This is a genomic window from Pseudoxanthomonas winnipegensis, assembly GCF_004283755.1.
Classification (GTDB): domain Bacteria; phylum Pseudomonadota; class Gammaproteobacteria; order Xanthomonadales; family Xanthomonadaceae; genus Pseudoxanthomonas_A; species Pseudoxanthomonas_A winnipegensis.
On sequence record NZ_SHMH01000003.1, the window covers coordinates 278,002 to 295,869 of the forward strand.

The 17,868-nt window shown below is 66.0% G+C and carries 16 protein-coding genes and 1 pseudogene; 10 read left to right on the top strand and 7 right to left on the bottom strand.

Annotation, left to right across the window (positions count from 1 at the left end; genetic code table 11):
• Positions 1 to 32 precede the first annotated feature (32 nt).
• The 3 genes and pseudogenes from EAT51_RS07620 to EAT51_RS07630 form a co-directional block, all read right to left on the bottom strand.
• Complete coding sequence (locus tag EAT51_RS07620) at positions 33 to 2,993, bottom strand: Tn3 family transposase (protein ID WP_057380601.1); 2,961 nt, start codon at positions 2,991 to 2,993, stop codon at positions 33 to 35.
• 18 nt (positions 2,994 to 3,011) lie between these two features.
• Positions 3,012 to 3,968: pseudogene (locus tag EAT51_RS07625) on the bottom strand (site-specific integrase); the annotation flags it as partial.
• Complete coding sequence (locus EAT51_RS07630; RefSeq protein ID WP_057380603.1) at positions 3,965 to 4,396, bottom strand: MerR family transcriptional regulator; 432 nt, start codon at positions 4,394 to 4,396, stop codon at positions 3,965 to 3,967. The gene EAT51_RS07630 and the pseudogene EAT51_RS07625, both read right to left, overlap by 4 nt.
• An 82-nt stretch (positions 4,397 to 4,478) precedes the next feature.
• On the opposite strand from EAT51_RS07630, the gene EAT51_RS07635 reads away from it, so the two are divergent.
• From EAT51_RS07635 to EAT51_RS07660, 6 genes are read left to right on the top strand one after another with little or no spacing between them, the layout of a single operon-like run.
• On the top strand, positions 4,479 to 6,428 hold the full coding sequence (locus tag EAT51_RS07635; protein WP_057380604.1) for an FTR1 family protein: 1,950 nt from the start codon (positions 4,479 to 4,481) through the stop codon (positions 6,426 to 6,428).
• A 48-nt stretch (positions 6,429 to 6,476) separates the two neighbouring features.
• On the top strand, positions 6,477 to 7,100 hold the full coding sequence (locus tag EAT51_RS07640) for a cation efflux transmembrane domain-containing protein (RefSeq protein ID WP_057380605.1): 624 nt from the start codon (positions 6,477 to 6,479) through the stop codon (positions 7,098 to 7,100).
• A gap of 23 nt (positions 7,101 to 7,123) precedes the next feature.
• Positions 7,124 to 8,404: a TolC family protein gene (locus tag EAT51_RS07645; protein ID WP_057386272.1), complete on the top strand. Its 1,281-nt coding sequence runs from the start codon at positions 7,124 to 7,126 to the stop codon at positions 8,402 to 8,404.
• A complete protein-coding gene (locus tag EAT51_RS07650) occupies positions 8,401 to 9,354 on the top strand; it encodes an efflux RND transporter periplasmic adaptor subunit (RefSeq protein ID WP_079743958.1) in 954 nt (317 codons plus the stop codon). Before EAT51_RS07645 ends, EAT51_RS07650 begins: the two co-directional genes overlap by 4 nt.
• A gap of 10 nt (positions 9,355 to 9,364) precedes the next feature.
• Complete coding sequence (locus tag EAT51_RS07655) at positions 9,365 to 12,538, top strand: efflux RND transporter permease subunit (RefSeq protein ID WP_057380607.1); 3,174 nt, start codon at positions 9,365 to 9,367, stop codon at positions 12,536 to 12,538.
• A 19-nt stretch (positions 12,539 to 12,557) separates the two neighbouring features.
• A complete protein-coding gene (locus tag EAT51_RS07660) occupies positions 12,558 to 12,839 on the top strand; it encodes a hypothetical protein (RefSeq protein ID WP_057380608.1) in 282 nt (93 codons plus the stop codon).
• Between the two features lie 207 nt (positions 12,840 to 13,046).
• Here EAT51_RS07660 and merR read toward each other — a convergent pair whose 3' ends face one another.
• Positions 13,047 to 13,448 (bottom strand): mercury resistance transcriptional regulator MerR, encoded by a 402-nt coding sequence (gene merR / locus EAT51_RS07665; RefSeq protein ID WP_057380609.1) that lies wholly within the window; start codon positions 13,446 to 13,448, stop codon positions 13,047 to 13,049.
• A gap of 71 nt (positions 13,449 to 13,519) precedes the next feature.
• Between merR and merT the strand changes: the two genes are divergently transcribed.
• From merT to EAT51_RS20415, 4 genes are read left to right on the top strand one after another with little or no spacing between them, the layout of a single operon-like run.
• Positions 13,520 to 13,870, top strand: coding sequence for a mercuric ion transporter MerT (merT, locus tag EAT51_RS07670; RefSeq protein WP_057380610.1), 351 nt, complete (start codon positions 13,520 to 13,522; stop codon positions 13,868 to 13,870).
• A 12-nt stretch (positions 13,871 to 13,882) separates the two neighbouring features.
• Positions 13,883 to 14,167, top strand: coding sequence for a mercury resistance system periplasmic binding protein MerP (gene merP / locus EAT51_RS07675; RefSeq protein WP_057380611.1), 285 nt, complete (start codon positions 13,883 to 13,885; stop codon positions 14,165 to 14,167).
• Positions 14,164 to 14,535, top strand: coding sequence for a carboxymuconolactone decarboxylase family protein (locus EAT51_RS07680; protein WP_057380612.1), 372 nt, complete (start codon positions 14,164 to 14,166; stop codon positions 14,533 to 14,535). Before merP ends, EAT51_RS07680 begins: the two co-directional genes overlap by 4 nt.
• A gap of 34 nt (positions 14,536 to 14,569) precedes the next feature.
• On the top strand, positions 14,570 to 14,926 hold the full coding sequence (locus EAT51_RS20415) for a VOC family protein (protein WP_057380613.1): 357 nt from the start codon (positions 14,570 to 14,572) through the stop codon (positions 14,924 to 14,926).
• Positions 14,927 to 15,036: 110 nt separating this feature from the next.
• Here EAT51_RS20415 and EAT51_RS07690 read toward each other — a convergent pair whose 3' ends face one another.
• From EAT51_RS07690 to EAT51_RS07700, 3 genes are all read right to left on the bottom strand, one after another.
• Positions 15,037 to 15,228, bottom strand: a complete 192-nt coding sequence (locus tag EAT51_RS07690) for a copper-binding protein (RefSeq protein WP_057380614.1) — start codon at positions 15,226 to 15,228, stop codon at positions 15,037 to 15,039.
• Positions 15,229 to 15,349: 121 nt separating this feature from the next.
• Positions 15,350 to 16,513 (bottom strand): PDDEXK nuclease domain-containing protein, encoded by a 1,164-nt coding sequence (locus tag EAT51_RS07695; protein ID WP_057380149.1) that lies wholly within the window; start codon positions 16,511 to 16,513, stop codon positions 15,350 to 15,352.
• Positions 16,510 to 17,715, bottom strand: coding sequence for a tyrosine-type recombinase/integrase (locus tag EAT51_RS07700; RefSeq protein ID WP_057380150.1), 1,206 nt, complete (start codon positions 17,713 to 17,715; stop codon positions 16,510 to 16,512). The genes EAT51_RS07695 and EAT51_RS07700 overlap by 4 nt, the downstream gene beginning before the upstream one ends.
• Between the last annotated feature and the right edge of the window lie 153 nt (positions 17,716 to 17,868).

A 17,868-nucleotide genomic window follows, 5' to 3' on the forward strand; every position in this document is an offset into this window, starting at 1 on the left:
AGTGAGTTAGCGGATATTTTCTGGCGGCAAGACTACGCCGCCAACGCCAGTTCAATCTCATACGGCTCCGGGATCGCCTCCACGTCGATCAGGTAGTCCCCGAACCGTTTCACATGGCTGGTCACGTACGGGCTGAGGAAAGCCACGTCCTCCCGGGTGATCTTCCACCCCTGCCGCATCAGGGACTTCATGATCCGGGTCTGTTCGACCACGTTGTAGAAGATGACGGCATTGGAGACCAGGTCGTTGTATTTGACGGCCTTCTCCTGCTCGACGGGGTCGTTGTCGGCAATCACCCCTTCCCCGCCGAAGAAGAAATACTTCGCGAAGCCGTTGTAGGCCTCCACCTTGTTGGTCGAGGCCGTGATCTGCTCGCGCAGTTCGCGGTTGGAGATGTACTGCAGCAGGAACAAGGTGCGCACAGCCGAACCGAGCGCCTTGAAGGCTTGGTACAGGCGGTTCTTGCGGCTGTAGTTGCCCAGCTTGCGCAGCAGCGTCGAGGCCGCGATCTTGCCGGTTTTGATCGAGAGCACGACCTGCATCAGGTCCTTCCAGTGGGTCTCGATCAGATCCCAGTCGACCGTGTCGCGGAACAGCGGCTCGATGTGCTCGTAGCGGATGCCCTCGTCCGGGCGGAAGAACTTGTATTCGCGCCAGTTGCGGATGCGCGGCATCAGTTGGATGCCCAACAGGTGCGAGAGCCCGAATACCGGCAGCGACTGCCCCTGCGTGTCAGCATGGACGGTGTCCGGTTGGATGTCGGAGGTGTTCTTCAGCAGGCCGTCAATGATGTAGACCGCTTCCCAGACGCCGCACGGGATGAAGTGGCTGAACAGCGCGACGTAGGTATCGGAGACGTGGTGATAGGCGATGCCGCCGTAGCCACCATAGCGGATGTGGTACGAGGCGAGCAGGTTCTGGTCGTAGAGGTCGTATTTGGTGCCATCGGCGGCCGCGCTCTTGCCATCGCCCCAGAATTTGGGGAGCTGCAGACCGGCGTAGCTGTTGATGATGTCGCGGCAAGCCGCCGCCAGCTTGTTGGCGTCCACGTGCCGGCGGTTAACGAACGACAACATGTGCGCCGAAACAGCGCCGCGTAGGTGCCGGGCGGCTTGGGCCGGCCCAAGGTTGCAGCCATAGGTGAAAGTGGTGAGGACGTAGCGCTCGGTTGGCTGTTCGATCTTGGCGTCCGAACCGGACAGCGGCCCGAAATGCCGCGTCCAGCGCGTCCAATGCGCCACGTCGCACAGGATCTCGATGACGCTGCGTTCGCGCAGGCGTTCGAGGATTGCGGTTTCCAGGGCACGTGCCCCACTGCTCATCTCCTTGGCCTTGCTGCGCTTGAGTACCGGGATGCCGTCCTCGCCGATGATGACTTGGCCGTTCTCCAGATAGCCCTGATCGGTCAGTTCGGCGACCTGCATCAGACGCGATTGCAGTGCGTTGACGAAGCCCACGGCCGTTGCCGGTAGGCCGACCTGGCGACAGTAGTCCTCCAGCATGGGCTCGCATTGCTCCCACGGCAGCAACTGTTCGCGGTAGTCGGCGTAGGTTTCCGATCCGCGCACGGCCACGTCGCCCGATTTCAGCTCGTTGGCTAGCGACGAGAACACGCAGACCTCGAACAGGCGCCGGTGGATGCGCTCCTCGCCTTGTTCGGTGCGATGGACGATGGTCTTGCGCCAGAGCTGGGTGGTGAACGCCAGATCGACCGATTCATCCAACCAGTCGCCGCGGGCGCGCTCCTGCGTCAGGATCAGCTCGATCGCGTCGATCAGTGAGCGGTCCTCCGTGGTCGAGGCCAGGTCCAGCATGCGTACCATCCGCAGGATGGTGGCGCGGTGGCTCTTGTAGAACGGCCACAGCAGCGGCAAATGGTTGTCACCACTGTGTGCCGCGATGGCATTGCAGTCGGCCTGCAGGGTCTGCACGCCGCCGTGGGCGTTGACCAGGCGGCGGATTTCCCGTCCCGCCTCGATGTCGCTGGGATGATGGTCGAGGACGCGGACCACATCCGACATCGTCGCCACGATCGCCTCGGTCTTCTCGCGATAGCGCGCCCGCAACCGCTCCAGTTCCTCACGACCTCGGTTGTGGATGTTGCCCATGCGCTTGATGAACATCTCCGCGAGATCGTCGCGAGTCTGGACCCGGGCCCTGTGAATCAGGCACACCAACACTGCGTAGCGCTTGGCGGGACGAAACTTGCGCAGTTCGGAAGCATCCAGCGCCCGCGCCTCGGCGGCGAAGTGCTTGCGCTTGATCTCTGGGACGCCAGCGAGGTGCAACTCGCTGCCGACCAACTCGCCCAGTTCGGCGATATGGTCGATCAACTCCTGGAAGTGCTGCAGTGAAGAGCGCTTGGGCAGGCGCTTGATCACGTGCAACGGGCTCTTCTGGCGCCCCTCTTCAACTTGCAGGAGGCCTTCAAGGCGCTGCTTTTCGTCGACGGTCAGCCGAGCTTCAATCTGGGCGAAATAGCGCCCGTTGACCAGTGTGCGGATACGTCGGGTCAGGCGATCCAGGGTGGAGAACGCCGGCAGCTCGACGCGATCGCGCACGAGTTGTTCGATGGCGACGTTGATCAGATCCGCGGGGTTGTCCATCACCGCAGCGGCTTCGTATACCGCTCGTGCCGCGACCTTTAGCCTCCCATCGCTGTAGGCACGGACCTGCAGAAATTGGCGAATCCGGCGGTAGTAGCGATAGCGCGAGGCATTGGCGAGGGCCGCCGGCTTGACTTGCACTCTTAGCTTCAACGCGCCGCGGATATGGCGGACCACCGCCGGTGGCACCTCATCCAGTGCGGGGAAATACCCCAGCCGCTGGAACGTCTTGAGCAGGATCGCCAGCGTCAGGCGGTGCGCAGGTTGCCGAGTGTTCTGGGCAACAAAGGCCAGTTCTGGGTCGGTCGGCGTGTAGGCCGCAACCAGTTCTCGTACAACGGGGTTGCGCTTGAATTGCGGGTATGCGGTCCGTTCGATCGACGCCATTCGGTTTCCTCAGGTGGTCGCAGGCCCTGGCAGCCTGGGCGTTTCCGGCAAGCTCGCTTCGATCCGCTGGCGGGCGAACGGATCGCCGCCATCGAGGTAGCGCATGGCCGAGTGCACATCGCGCCAGCCGACGTATTCCATCAATGCCTTCACGTCCCAACCGTTCGCATTGGCCCAGCCGGCGAAGCCGCGGCGCAGGGAGTGGCTGCTGTACTCCTCGGCGTCCGGCAGCCCAGCGCACGTCAGCAACCGGCGCAGCAGCGGGATCAGGCTGTTGGGGTGCAGCGCTTCGTCCGCGATGTGGCCCCAGCGATCGATGCCGCGCAACAGGGGACCCTCGGTCAGTCCGGCGGCGTCGATCCACTCGCACGTGGCCGTCACCGGGCACAGCCGCGACAACGCCGGCACCTTGTACGTGTTGCCCTGCGCTTGCCGGTCACCCTTGCTGCGCGGCAGGAAACAGGTCATGCCTTCACCCGGCACCAGACGCAGGTGCTCGACCTGCACCCGGATCAGTTCGTCGCCGCGGAAGCCGCGCCAGAAGCCCAGAAGGATCAGCGAGCGATCGCGGCGATGACGCAATTCGTCCGCATGATCGCCGCGCTCGCGTGCGGCGGTGATCGCGGCGCCAAGCCAACCGTCCACCTGTGCCAATCGGGTCAGTTGCAACGGCTCGGCCTGCTTCTCTACCGACGGATGCAACGTCTGGATGCCCTTGAGCACCTTGCGCACCAGCGGTGCCCGAGTCGGATCGACGAAACCGTGCTCGCGGTGCCAGCCCGCCAGTGCGGCGAGCCGGTGCCGCAGTGTGTTGGTGGAGAGTTGACCTGCATGATCGGCCAGATAGCGGGCCACGCTGTCCGGCGTCGCCGGCAGGTGGCCGCCCCATTCGACCTCGAAGTGGCGCAGCGCCGAGGCGTAGCTGCGCTGCGTGTTTTCGCGTTCGGCGGCCTCCAGGTACCGTTCCAGCGTCATCGGCGGCACTCCGGATCCGTACACGAAGTCGGCGCGTTGTCCGTGTGCCGCAGTTCCCCCAGGATGGTGCACGTTCCGCGCTCGCCGCCGGCGCACTGGACAATCACCCGCTCCAGTTCCGCAGCCATGCGTTGCAGTTCCTCGATCCGCTGATGGATGTCGGCCAGGTGCGCACGGGCTAGCACATCGACATCGCCGCACGACAGCTTCGGATCGTCGTTCAGGCGCAGCAGGCTGCGGATCTCCTCCAGGCTGAAACCCAGCTCGCGCCCGCGGCTGATGAATCGCAGCCGCTCGACATCGTGCGGCGCGTAGGCGCGGTAGCCGCTCCCGGTCCGCGTCGGCCGTGGCATAAGCCCGACACGCTCGTAGTAGCGGATGGTTTCCAGATGGCAGCCGCTGGCGGCCGCGGCTTCACTGATTTTCATTCGCATTGGGCTTGACTCCGTAGCAGCTACGGACTTTATGCTGGTCTTGCCTCCGCTGCCACCCCCGTCGACCAGCCGCCCCATGTTCCCGCCGATTGCCCTGATCCGGTCCAGCCTGTTCGCCCTTCTGATCGGTTGGGCTGCGCTGCTGCCGGTCCGCGCCGAATCGCCCTCGGCCAACCCGCGCCAGACCTGGCAGATGCTCGATTACATCGCGGTGGACTATGCCGGTGCCGTCCAGAGCGGCCGCATCGTCGCCCCGGGCGAATACGCCGAGATGCAGGAGTTCGCCGGCGCAGTCCGTGCGCAACTGGCCAGGCTGCCCGTCACCCCGGAGCAGCCGGTGTTGCTGGGCGAAGCCGACCGGTTGACGGCGGCGGTGGCCGCCAAAGCTGAGCCCACGGAAGTGGCGGCGCTGGCCCGCAGGCTGGCCGACGACCTGCTGGCCAGCTACCCCATCGGGGCGGTGCCGGCCTCACCCCCGGACCTGAGCCGAGGCGCGGCGCTCTACGCCCAGCAGTGCGCGGCCTGCCACGGCCCAAGCGGACACGGCGACGGTCTGGCGGCCGCAGGGTTGGATCCGCCGCCCATCGCCTTCACCGATGCCGCGCGTGCCGCCCAGCGCACGCCCTTCGCGCTGTACGAGGTGATCTCGCAGGGCGTACCGGGCACCGCAATGGCCAGCTTTGCCGGATTGTCCGAAGCCGACCGTTGGGCGCTGGCGTTCTACGTGGGAAGCCTGGCGTATTCGCCGCAAGCCCGCACCGACGGCGAGGCGCTCTGGCGCCAGAACGCCGACGCGCATGGCCGCATCCCCACGCTGGAAGCACTGACCCGCACCCGTGAAGCCGATCTCGCGGCGATGCTGTCCGCCGAACAGGCCCACGCCATCGTTGCCTACCTGCGTTCCCGGCCGCAGGCCGTCAACGACGCGGTGGCGGGTGCCGGTCCCTTGGCGCTGGCGCGGCAGCGCCTGGCCGACAGCCAGCGTGCCTACGCCGCCGGCGATACCGCGCACGCCTCGACGTTGGCGTTGTCGGCCTACCTGGACGGCGTGGAGCCAATCGAGCCGACCCTGGCCACGCGCAACGCAGCGCTGCTGCGCGAGATCGAATCCGCCATGGCCCGCTACCGCACCCAGCTGGGCCGCCGCACGGCGCCGGCGGACATCGCCACGCAGGCAACACAGATCAACGCCTTGTTCGATCGCGCCGAGGCAGTGCTGCAGGATTCGCACACGGACACGACCACGGCGTTCCTCGGCAGCTTCACCATCCTGGTGCGCGAGGGGCTGGAAGCGTTGCTGATCGTGATTGGCATGATCGCGTTCCTGCGCAAGGCCGAGCGCCGTGAGGTGCTGCCCTATGTGCATGCCGGTTGGGTCGGCGCCTTGCTGGCCGGTGCGGCGACATGGGCGGTGGCGACCTATCTGGTGGACATCAGCGGCGCCAACCGCGAAGTGACCGAAGGCGTGTCGGCGTTGTTCGCCGCCGCCGTGCTGCTCAGCGTGGGCATCTGGATGCACCAGAAGAGCCTGGCCGGCCGCTGGCAGCAGTACCTGCACGCGAAGCTGTCGGCGGCGCTGACGCGGCGCTCGGCGATCTTCCTGTTCGTGCTCGCCTTCGTCGCGGTCTACCGCGAGGTGTTCGAGACGATCCTGTTCTACATCGCGATGTGGAGCGAACAGGCGTCCGGCGCGATCCTCGCCGGCCTCGCGGCCGGCAGCGTGGTCCTGGCCGCGGTGGCGTACTGGATGTTGCGCGTGAGCAAGCGCCTGCCGATCGGCCGGTTCTTCTCGATCAGTTCGATCCTGATCGCCGTACTGGCGGTCATCCTCGTCGGCAAAGGTGTCGCTGCCTTGCAGGAAGCCGGCTGGGTCTCGCAGGCGTTGGTCCACGCACCGCGCATCGAGTGGCTCGGACTCTATCCCTCCTGGCAGTCGCTGCTGGCGCAAGTAGCGGTGGCCGTTGCGGCGATCGTGGGGTTCGTGGTGAACACCCGCTCGGTACCGGCACCTGCCAAGCGGCCATGAATTGATCCGCCGTCCCCAACACAACTTCCTGTTTCCTGGAGAACCCCAATGAGCGATTGCGGCTGCCATCACGAAGCGAAGAATGCCCAGGAGCGGCGAATCCTGCGGATCGCCCTGGCGCTCAATGCCGCGATGGCGGTGATCGGTGGCATCGCAGGCTGGATCGCGCAGTCCACCGGGTTGCTCGCCGATGCGCTGGACATGCTCTCCGACGCCACCGCCTACACGATCGGCTTGATCGCGATCGGGCGAACGGCTCGCTTCAAAGCCAACGCCGCCTGGCTCAGCGGCAGCATCCTTCTGCTGCTGGGCGTTGGTGTACTGGTGGAAGTGGGCCGCCGCATCGCCTACGGCGCCGAACCGCTCAGCGGCTGGATGATCGGCACCGCCTTGCTCTCGTTGGCGGTCAACTTCAGCGTGCTGCGTATGTTGGCACCATTGAAAACGGGCGAAGTGCACCTGCGCGCTACGTGGCTGTTCACCCGCGCCGATGTCGTCGCCAATGTCGGCGTGATCGCCGCCGGCGTGCTGGTGTTCTGGCTGAGTTCGCCGTATCCGGATTACGTCATCGGCACGCTGATCGGCCTGTACGTGATCAAGGAGGCCGTGGAGATCCTGGGTGACGCGCGCAAGGCACGTGCCGGGGGCGACAACGGTCAATCCGCGGCGTGAACTGACCCCTGGTGGAGATCCCCATGCGCATCAGACTCGCGGCCGTGGCCGCGTGGTTGGCCGGCTGTGTCCTGATCGGACCGGCGACCGCCGCTGACAGACTGACCTTGGACGATGCCTTTGCCCGCGTCGCCCAGTCCCATCCCGAGTTGCGTCTGGTGGAGGCCCGCGCAACGATCCTGGCCGCAGAACGCGATCGCGCCGCGCAGCGTCCCCCGTGGAGCTTAGGGGCCGAGGTCGAGAACGCACTCGGCACGGGCGAGACCCGCGCCCTGGATCGCGCGGAACTGACCCTCAGCCTGGCCTCGGTGCTGGAGCGCGGCGGCAAGCTCGACGCGCGGCGTGCGCTCGCGCAAAGCCGCATCAATGCGTTGGCCGTCGAGCGCGAGACCCGCCGGCTGGATCTGCTGGCCGAAACGGCCCGCCGTTATCTCGCGGTGGTCGCGGCACAGCGGACGCAGGCGCTGGCGGCCCTCGACGTCGAACAGCGACAGCGCACGGTCGGCGCGGCGCGACAGCGTCTGCAGGCCGGCGCCTCGCCCGAATCGGTGGTGCTCACGGCGCAGGCGGCACTGGCCCGCGCGGAGCTGGCGCGCGATCGCGCGGCACAACAACTGAGCGCCGCCCGGCAGCATCTGGGCGCGTTGTGGAATGAACGTGCGCCCAGGTTCGACGCCGCCGGCGACCCCTTGGCCTTGCCGACCATCGCGCCGCTCGAAGCCCTGGCCGCCGAATTGGAACGCACGCCGGAACTGGTGCAGTTCGCCGATGCGCGACGCATCGGGGAAGCACGCCTGCAACTCGCGCGCTCGGCCGCGGCCCCCGATCTGGAGTGGCAGGTCGGTGTGCGCCGCCTGCAGGAGAGTGGCGACACCGCCCTGGTCGCCGGCGTATCGCTGCCGCTGGGAACCCGGGCACGCGCGCAGCCGGAGATCCGCGCCGCAGGCGCGGAGCTGGAAGCGCTGTCGATCGAACGCGAGGCCAAGGGCATGGCCTTGTACTCGACGCTGGTCGAGGCGCACGGCCGCTACGTCGTCGCGCAGGCCGAGGTCGAACGCCTGCAGCGCGACGTGCTGCCCAAACTCACTCGTGCCGAACACGCAGCCGAGCGCGCCTACCGTGCCGGCGCCATCAGCTATCTGGAGTGGGCGCAACTGCAATCGGAGCAGACGGCCACTCGCCAGCAGCAACTCGACGTCGCGCTCGATGCGCAGCGCGCCCTCATCGAAATCCAGCGGCTCACCGGCCAGGCATTCGTGACCCTGCCGGCAGCAGCCACTCCGTCCGGAGATGCCACCCCATGATTCGCTCCCATCGCACAACCCTCGGTTGGGCCGCCTTGCTGACCGCACTGCTCACCGCCTGCAGCGGCTCGACGCCAAATGCCGAACACGCGGATGCGGACGAAGCCCACGAGGCCGGCGAGGAGGCTGCGCCGCAGCAGACCACGATCGCCGCCAGGACCGCCCAGGCCGCCGGCATTCGTGTCGCCAGCATTGGCCCCGGGGTCATTGCCGACGAGCATGAGGTGCAAGGCCTGCTGACGCCTGTGGAAGGCCGCGTGGCGCAGGTCACGGCCCGCTTCCCGGGGCCGGTGCGCGCGGTGCGCGTCGGGGTGGGCGACCGCGTGCAGGCCGGCCAGGTGCTGGCCACGGTCGAGAGCAATCTGAGTCTGACCACGTATCCGGTCACCACGCCCATCGGCGGTGTGGTCATGGCGCGTAGCGCCGCCGTCGGCATGTCGGCCAGCGAGGGCGCGCCGCTGTTCGAGATCGCCGATCTGTCCACGCTGTGGGTGGACCTGCACATCTTCGGCCGCGATGCCCAGCACATCGGCGCCGGTGTGCCGGTGACGGTCACGCGCCTGAGCGATGGCGTATCGGCGACGACGACGCTGGAGCGCGTATTGCCGGGCACGGCGACCGCGAGCCAGAGCACCGTCGCGCGCGCCAGCGTGGCCAACACCGATGGTCTGTGGCGGCCGGGTTCGGCGGTGAAGGCACGCATCACCGTCGATCGCCAACCTGCCACGCTGGTGGTGCCGCTCACCGCCTTGCAGACCGCCGACGAGCGCGACGTGGTGTACGTCCAGCAAGGCGATACCTACCGCACGCGGCCCGTGAAACTCGGCCGGCGCGATGCCGAACGCGTGGAAGTGCTCGAAGGTCTCAAGACGGGTGAACGCGTGGTCGTCGCCCAGAGCTTCCTGGTCAAGGCGGACATCGAAAAGTCCACCGTCGAAGACGACGACTGAGGCCGCCGCGATGCTCGAACGTCTCATTCGCTTCTCGATCCGCCACCGCTGGCTGATGCTGGTGCTCACCGCCGCGCTGGTCGCACTGGGCGTGTGGAGCTACCAGCGCCTGCCGATCGACGCCACGCCCGACATCACCAACGTCCAGGTCCAGATCAATACCCAGGCGCCCGGGTATTCGCCACTGGAGGCCGAACAGCGCGTCACCTTCCCGATCGAAACGGCAATGGCGGGTTTGCCGAAACTGGATTACACGCGCTCGCTGTCGCGCTACGGGCTATCGCAGGTCACGGTGGTGTTCGAGGACGGCACGGACCTGTACTTCGCCCGACAACAGGTCGCCGAACGCCTGCAGCAGATCGCTTCGCAACTGCCCGAGGGCCTCGACCCCGAGATGGGACCGATTTCCACGGGCCTGGGCGAGATCTTCATGTACACCGTGGAAGCCGAGCCGAACGCCCGCAAATCGGACGGAACACCGTATACGGCCACCGATCTGCGCACCTTGCAGGACTGGGTGGTCCGTCCGCAGCTGCGCAATACGCCCGGTGTGACCGAGGTCAACAGCATCGGCGGCTACGAGCGGCAGATCCACATCACGCCGGATCCCGCGCAACTGGTCGCGCTCGGCTTCACCCTGCACGATGTCGTCGCGGCCATCGCCCGCAACAACCGGAACGTCGGCGCCGGCTACATCGAACGCAACGGCCAGCAGTTCCTGGTGCGCGTGCCCGGACAGTTGGCCGACCTGGATGCCATCGGCAACATCGTGCTGGATCGGCGCGAGGGCGTGCCGATCCGCGTACGCGATGTGGCGACCGTGGCCGAGGGCAAGGAGCTGAGGACCGGTGCGGCCACGCAGAACGGACACGAGGTGGTGGTGGGCACCACCTTCATGCTGCTCGGCGCCAACAGCCGCGAGGTGTCGCGTGCCGCGGCCGCCCGGCTGGAAGCGGCCAACGCCAGCCTGCCGCCGGGCGTGCACGCCAAGCCGGTGTACGACCGCACCGTGCTGGTCGACCGCACGATTCACACGGTCGCCAAGAACCTGATCGAAGGCGCGCTGCTAGTGATCCTGGTGCTGTTCCTGCTGTTGGGCAACGTGCGCGCCTCGCTGATCACCGCGCTGGTGATCCCGCTGGCGATGCTGTTCACCATCATCGGCATGGTGCGCGGCGGGGTGTCGGGCAACCTGATGAGTCTGGGCGCGCTCGACTTCGGCCTAATCGTCGACGGCGCGGTCATCATCATCGAGAACTGCCTGCGTCGCTTCGGCGAAACGCAGCACCGGCTCGGTCGCGTGCTCGATCAGGAGGAGCGCTTCGATGTGACGGCGAGCGCGACCGCCGAGGTCATCCGGCCCAGCCTGTTCGGCCTGGGCATCATCACGGCGGTGTACCTGCCGATCTTCGCGCTGTCGGGCGTGGAAGGAAAAATGTTCCACCCCATGGCCATCACGGTGGTGCTGGCCCTGACCGGCGCGATGCTGCTGTCTCTGACCTTCGTCCCCGCCGCGATCGCTACCTTCCTGCGTGGCCGCGTGGACGAGCACGACAATCGTCTGATGCGCTGGTCGCGCCAGCGCTACACGCCGATGCTGGATTGGGCGCTGCGCCATCGCGCCCCGGTCGTGGCCGGCACCGCGTTGCTCGTGATCGGCTGCGCGCTGCTGGCCACGCGGCTGGGATCGGAGTTCGTTCCGAGCCTGGACGAAGGCGACATCACGCTGCAGCCGCTGCGCATCCCCGGCACCGGCCTGGAGCAGTCGGTGGCGATGCAGAAGACGCTGGAACAGCGCATGCGGCAGTTCCCCGAGGTCGCCAACGTGTTCTCCAAGATCGGCACGGCTGAAGTCGCCACGGACCCGATGCCGCCCTCGATGGCCGACACCTTCCTGATGCTCAAGCCACGCGAACAGTGGCCGGATCCGCGCAAGCCCAAGGCGGAGCTCATCGAAGAGCTCGAGACCGCGGCACGCGAGATTCCGGGCAGCAACTACGAGTTCACCCAGCCGATCCAGATGCGCACCAACGAACTCATCTCCGGCGTGCGTTCGGACGTGGCGGTGAAGGTCTACGGCGATGATCTCGGTCAACTGGCGCGCCTGGCCGCGCGGGTGGAACGCGTGATGCGGGGTGTTCCCGGCGCGGAAGACGTCAAAGCGGAACAGGTGACCGGCCTGCCGTTGCTAACCGTCACCCCGGATCCCGCCGCGCTGGCACGCTACGGGCTCAACCCCGGTGACGTGCAGGACACCGTCGCCACCGCGATCGGCGGTGAGACCGCCGGCCAGTTGTTCGAGGGCGATCGCCGCTTCGACCTGGTGGTGCGCCTGCCGGAAGCGTTGCGGCAGGATCCGGCTGTGCTGGCCGACTTGCCGATTCCGCTGCCACAGGGCGTGGAGTCCGACGAATCCAGCCGCGAAGCGTCCTGGCGCAGCGGCGGTCCGCGCACTGTGCCGCTGCGCGAAGTGGCCGAGGTGCAGATCCAGCGCGGACCGAACCAGATCAACCGCGAGAACGGCAAGCGCCGCGTGGTGATCACCGCCAACGTGCGCGAACGCGACCTGGGCGGTTTCGTCGCGGACCTGCGCACGCGCATCGGTCGCGATGTGAAGCTGCCCGAGGGCTACTGGATCGACTACGGCGGGACGTTCGAGCAGTTGATCTCGGCGAGCCAACGCTTGGCGGTGGTCGTGCCGGTCACGCTGGCCCTCATCTTCGCGTTGCTGTTCATGGCCTTCGGCTCGGCCAAGGATGCAGCGATCGTGTTCAGCGGTGTGCCACTGGCGCTGACCGGGGGCGTCATCGCACTGGCCTTGCGCGGGATTCCGTTGTCGATTTCCGCCGGCGTCGGCTTCATCGCCTTGTCCGGCGTGGCGGTGCTCAATGGCCTGGTCATGATCGCCTTCATCCGTCGCCTGCGCGAGCAAGGCGATCCGCTCGAGAATGCGGTTCGCGACGGTGCACTGGGCCGGTTGCGGCCGGTGCTTATGACCGCACTGGTGGCTTCGCTCGGTTTCCTGCCGATGGCCTTGAACGTCGGCGCCGGTTCGGAAGTGCAGCGCCCACTGGCGACGGTGGTCATCGGTGGCATCCTGTCCTCGACTGCATTAACCCTGCTGGTGCTGCCGGTCCTGTATCGCTGGGTGCACCGGGATCGCACGGTGCAGGCGGAGGTCTGAAGCCCGCGAGGGAAAGCAGATGCATGAAGTCGATATCGAAGCCGTGCGCATGGCGATGTTCGTCCATTCCGGCGTGAAGGCGGTGGACTCGCCGCGCCTGTATCGGTCGGCGACCGGCATCGGCCTGGCCGCCACCCTCACGGTGGCGGCCCCCGATGTCGACCAGACCAACGTCCGCGACACGATCGCCACCGTCCTGCGCGAGCGGTTCGGTATCGACGAGGTGGACTTGCAGTTCCACGACCCCGGACCGATTCCACACACGATCAATCTCTCGCGTGGTCTGATCGAAAAGAAGTAGAGCTAGTCGGTTCGCGCTGCTGTTCATTGCCACCGGCTCGCCAAAGACGCTGCCACCGGGTTCGTAGTGGCGCATCGTCCCAGCCAGCGCTCCGTGGATGCCCTCGATGACGCCCACGGACATCGCGCTTACCGAAATGCAACAGCAGCATGATCGAGTTGCGCAACGTGATGCCGAACAGGGTCCACGGTCGTCACGTGGCGGTACTCAGTGCATCGCCGCGATCAACGGACACGACACCTTGCCGCGGCCCGTGCGGCACGCGGCCACAAGCTGGGAGAGCGCGGCTTCCATGCGCTGAAGATCCATCAGCCGGGCGCGCACGTCGGCCAAGCGCGCTGCCCCGAGTTCGGCAGCCTCCTGGCAGTGGGTGCCGTCCTCCAGACGAAGCAGTTGGGCAACATCGTCCAGGCTGAAACCTAGGCGCTGCGCCGACTTGATGAACCTCACCCGGGCCACGTCCGCAGCGCCGTAGCGACGAATGCCGCCAACCGGCCGGTCCGGTTCCGGGAGCAACCCTTTGCGCTGGTAGAAGCGGATGGTCTCGACGTTGACCTCGGCCGCCCGCGCCAAGGCCCCGATCGTCAGCGGGTGCAGATCGCCCACCATGGTGCTTGACTCCGTACTTGAGTACGGAAGTAAGGTTAACGCATCCAGCGAGAATCGGCAGGAGCACATGCATGGCTGAAACCGGAAATGGCCGTGGTGCCCTGGCGGCGGGCGGTCTTGCCGCTGTCCTCGCCTCGACCTGTTGTTTCGGCCCGCTAGTGCTGGTCACGCTCGGGTTCTCCGGTGCCTGGATCGGCAACCTGACCGTGCTGGAACCGTACCGGCCAATCTTCATTGGCGTCGGGTTGGGCGCGCTGTTCTTTGCGTGGCGCCGCATCTTCCGACCAGTTCGTGCCTGCCGCCCGGATGAGGTGTGTGCTGTACCGCAGGCGCGAACGACCTACAAGATGCTTTTCTGGATCGTCGCCGCCTTGATGCTGGTGGCGCTCGCATTCCCCTACGTCATGCCACTGTTCTATTGAAAGGAGACTGCCATGAAGAAGTTCGTCGCTATTTTCGGACTGCTCGCGGCGCTGAGTGCGCCGGCTTGGGCTGCCACCCGAACCGTCACGCTGTCCGTGCCGAGCATGACCTGCGCGACCTGTCCAATCACAGTTAGAAAGGCCCTGCAGAAAGTGGGGGGCGTTATCGAGGCCAAGGTCACTTGGGAGCCCAGGGAGGCGATCGTTACCTTCGATGACACCCGGACCAATGCCCAGGCGTTGACCGAAGCGACCCGCAACGCCGGCTATCCCTCGACCGTGAAGACGCAGCCATGAGCACCACCACCACGAATCCGTTCCATGCCACGGCGGCGCATGTCGAGCAGATGCGCCAAGTGGCGCTGTACACCAATGGCGCGCTGAGCGCACGCATCAAGGTGCTGGCAGCGCTTCTATGGTCGGTAAGCGTGCGCTGCGAGCCTTGCGTGGCGCACTACGCGCGCAAGGCGGTGGAACTGGGAGCCTCCCGGGAGGAGTTGGCCGAGATGCTCGCAATCGCCCCAACCATGGGCGGCTGCGTTGGCGAGACGTGGGCGCTGAAGGCGTTTGCGGCAGTGCGCGGGGTCGCGCCCAGCAACGATCAGCTCGAAGAAACGTGTTGCGCCTCGACGGGAGGCAATTTTGATCCAAGCACGTACAAATAGCATCATGCATGCCTAGGAGCTAATGGAGACATCCATGCCATTGAGCATTAATAGCCTCAAGCCCTACGTTCCTGCCAAAGACTTCGAGTTATCCAAGCGGTTCTACACCGCTCTAGGCTTCACCATGTCGGATGGCTGGGGCGGTACCGCAGACTTCGCGCTCAATGGCCACGCCTTCCGGCTTCAGGATTATTACGTGCAGGATTGGGCAAACAACTTCATGCTAGTCATTGGCGTCGATGACGTTGACGCTTGGCATCAACGCTCGCTTGAACTGCTCAGCAGCAATGCTTACCCAGGCATGCGAGTAAAGCCGCCTGAGCCAGTTGATGACTCAATGGTCCTTCACGTCGTTGACCCAACCGGTGTTCTGTTGGTCTTTGTACAGTAGTTGCCACGGTTGGCGCCCGACCTGAATCCGATCGAGAAACTGTTCGCCTAGCTCACATCAACGAAGACCGAAAGGCGGCCATAGGCCGCCTTTCGGGTTGAGGTGGCCACCTATTTCGTTGGGGTGATGCGGGTGATGGTGCTGTCCATGCCCTTGGCCTCGAACTCGAATTCCACCTGCTGACCGGCCTTCACCGACGCCAGCTGTTCCGGCGATGCCTTGAACGCCATGGTCATCGCCGGCCACTTCAGTGCTTCGACCGGACCATGGGCGATGGTGATCTTGCCCGCGCCGGTGTCCACCGGCGACGCGGCAGGCTGCGAGCTTGTGTCCTGCCAGCGCAGCGTTGCTTAGGCGGCCGATTTATCTGTAGCGCAGGCTGGCGCAGCCCGCGAACCCGACGCCGGCACGCCGGGACGCCTGCTATTGCGGGAGCTTCCTGGGCTGCTTCGCTGCGCGCGACTCCAGCAGGCGCCGTGTGGTTTCCAGCTCCTTCTGCAACAGCTCGGCATCCGGCAGGACGGTGCGGTAGTTCGCCGCCATCACCTTCGTCGGCAAGCCCTCCAAGGCATACCGCGCCAGGGCATGGCCCTTGTCGGCGCACAAGATCAAGCCTACGGGCGGGTTTTCATCGGGATAGGCCCAATGCTCCTTGGCATAGTTGCAATACATATGCATCTGGCCCACGTCCGCATGGGTCAGGCTACCCAGCTTCAAGTCGATGATGACCAGGCAGCGCAGCCGCCGGTGGAAGAACAGCAGATCCACCCGATACCACGTCTGGTCGATGCGCAAGCGCCGCTGCCGCCCGACGAAGGTGAACCCTTCGCCCAGCTCCAGCAGAAAATCCTCCAGCCGCTGGATCAGGGCCGCTTCGAGGTCGGATTCCGAATACTCATCCTTGAGGTTCAGGAACTCCAGCACATACGGGTCTTTGATCGCATCGTCCGGCCTGACGGCATCCTCCGGCCTGGGCGCAGCGCCCTTGACCAGCATCGCCGCCTTGTCCTTCGACAAGGCGGTGCGCTCGTAGAACTGGCTGCCGATCTGCCGGTCAAGCTGACGCACGCTCCAGCCGCCGCGCAGCGCCTCCGCCTCGTAGAACCGGCGGGCGTTCTCGTCCTTGACCGACAGCAGCCGCACGTAGGCCGACCACGGCAGCGTGAACACCTGCGCCAGCTCGCCCAAGGCCAATTTCCGAGACACGGTCTCGGATTTCTCGGCAGGCAGTCCGTCCCCCGATTTCCGAGACAGTGCCTCGGAAATCACCGGCCGGGGATAGGCGGCGAAGAACCGCCGCATGTTCTCCAGGTTGTCCGGGCTGAACCCGCGCCCGAAGCGCGCAGTCAGGTCGGCGGACAGCCGGGCAATCAACTGTTCGCCGTACCCTGCGCGCCGCTTGCCCTGTTGCTCGGCCTCCACGATGCGGCGGCCAATCTCCCAATAGCTGGCCGTCATCAGCGCATTGACGCTGCGCGCCGCCGCTTGGCGGGCGGCATCGAGCAGTTCCACGATGCCGCCGTGGATGCCGGCGTAGCCGGCAGGCACGGCAGCGCCTTTTACTGCTTTGGGCGTCCGGGCGCTCATGCCGTGGCCTCCTGGGGCTGGCGTTGCCGCGCCTTCGTGATGGTCTGGCGCCGGGTCGCCACCAGCTCGGCCGCCTGGCGCACAGGATCGTCCTCGGTGTGGACATAGCGCATGAACATCGCCACGGTCTTGTGCGCTGTCAGCGCCATGCCGACCTTGAGCGGTACGCCCGAATTGGCAATGTCCGTCGCCGAGCGGTGGCGGATGCCGTGGGTGCCGACCTTCGGCACACCGGCACGGTCAAGGATGCGCCGCCACGCCTGATAGTAGGAGTGGGGGCTTAGCGGCTTCTTGTGATCGAGGATCGCGGGGCAAACGTAGGGCGAATCGCCATAGTGGGGGGCACTCTCCAACAGGCGGCGAGCCTCGGCGCTTAGGGGCTTGGACATATCGCCGGTCTTGCTGTCCGGCCAGACCACCCGGCCGTTGGGCAGGTCGAGCCAATCCCATTGCAACAGCAGGATTTCCGACATGCGCGCCGCGAACTCGAATTGCAGCCGGACGGCCAGCAGGTGGATGGGATGTTCCAAGCCCTCGGCCTCGGCCTTCTCCAGATAGGCGAACAGCTTGGTCATCTGGTCGTCGGTAATGAGCCGGGTCGAACCCTTCTCCGGGTACTTGGGAACGTGGCGGCAGGGATTGGAGCCATCGGGCCGGTAGCCCCACAGCTCGGCCAGGTTGAACATCTTGCGGACGAGCGACAGCACGCGGTTGGCCTGGGTGGGCGACTTCTCCATGCGCTTCATCAGCGCGGTGATGTCGTTGCGCGTGACCTCATGAACCTTCTTGCTGCCGAAGGCCGGGATGACGAAGCTGTCAATCTGGTACTGGTAGCCGGCCTGCGTGCTGGGCTTGTTGTGCGGCTTGGAGTGGTCGTCCATGAACCGGCCGCACAGCTCCTTGACCGTCGGCGCCTTGCGGGCTTCGGCCTTGTCGAGTCCGGGATCGCCTCCGCGCCGGACTTCGGCCAGCCAGTCTTGTGCCAGCGATCGGGCCTGTTCGACCGTCAGCTCGCCGAACTGGCCGATTGCCGGCTTGCGCCGCACGCCGGAGTTCGTGCGGTACTGAACCATGAATACCTTGCGGCCGGTCGGTGTAACCTTGCACAAGAAGCCCGGAACGAGCGTATCCCGGAGTTCCACGTCGCAGGTCTGCGCCTGCGCCGTGTCAACGACGGACTTGGTGAGTTTGATCTTTGCCATGAGGTGCTCCTGAAAGGCCCCGATTCCAGGGGCCGGCTAGGAGCCAGGCGGAGGAGAACCGGGGCGGTTTGCATCGCGCACCGGGATATGATCGAAGGCATTGGTCTGGCGGAAAACCTGCTACAGCAAGCCACATCCAAGTCCAGCGTTAGC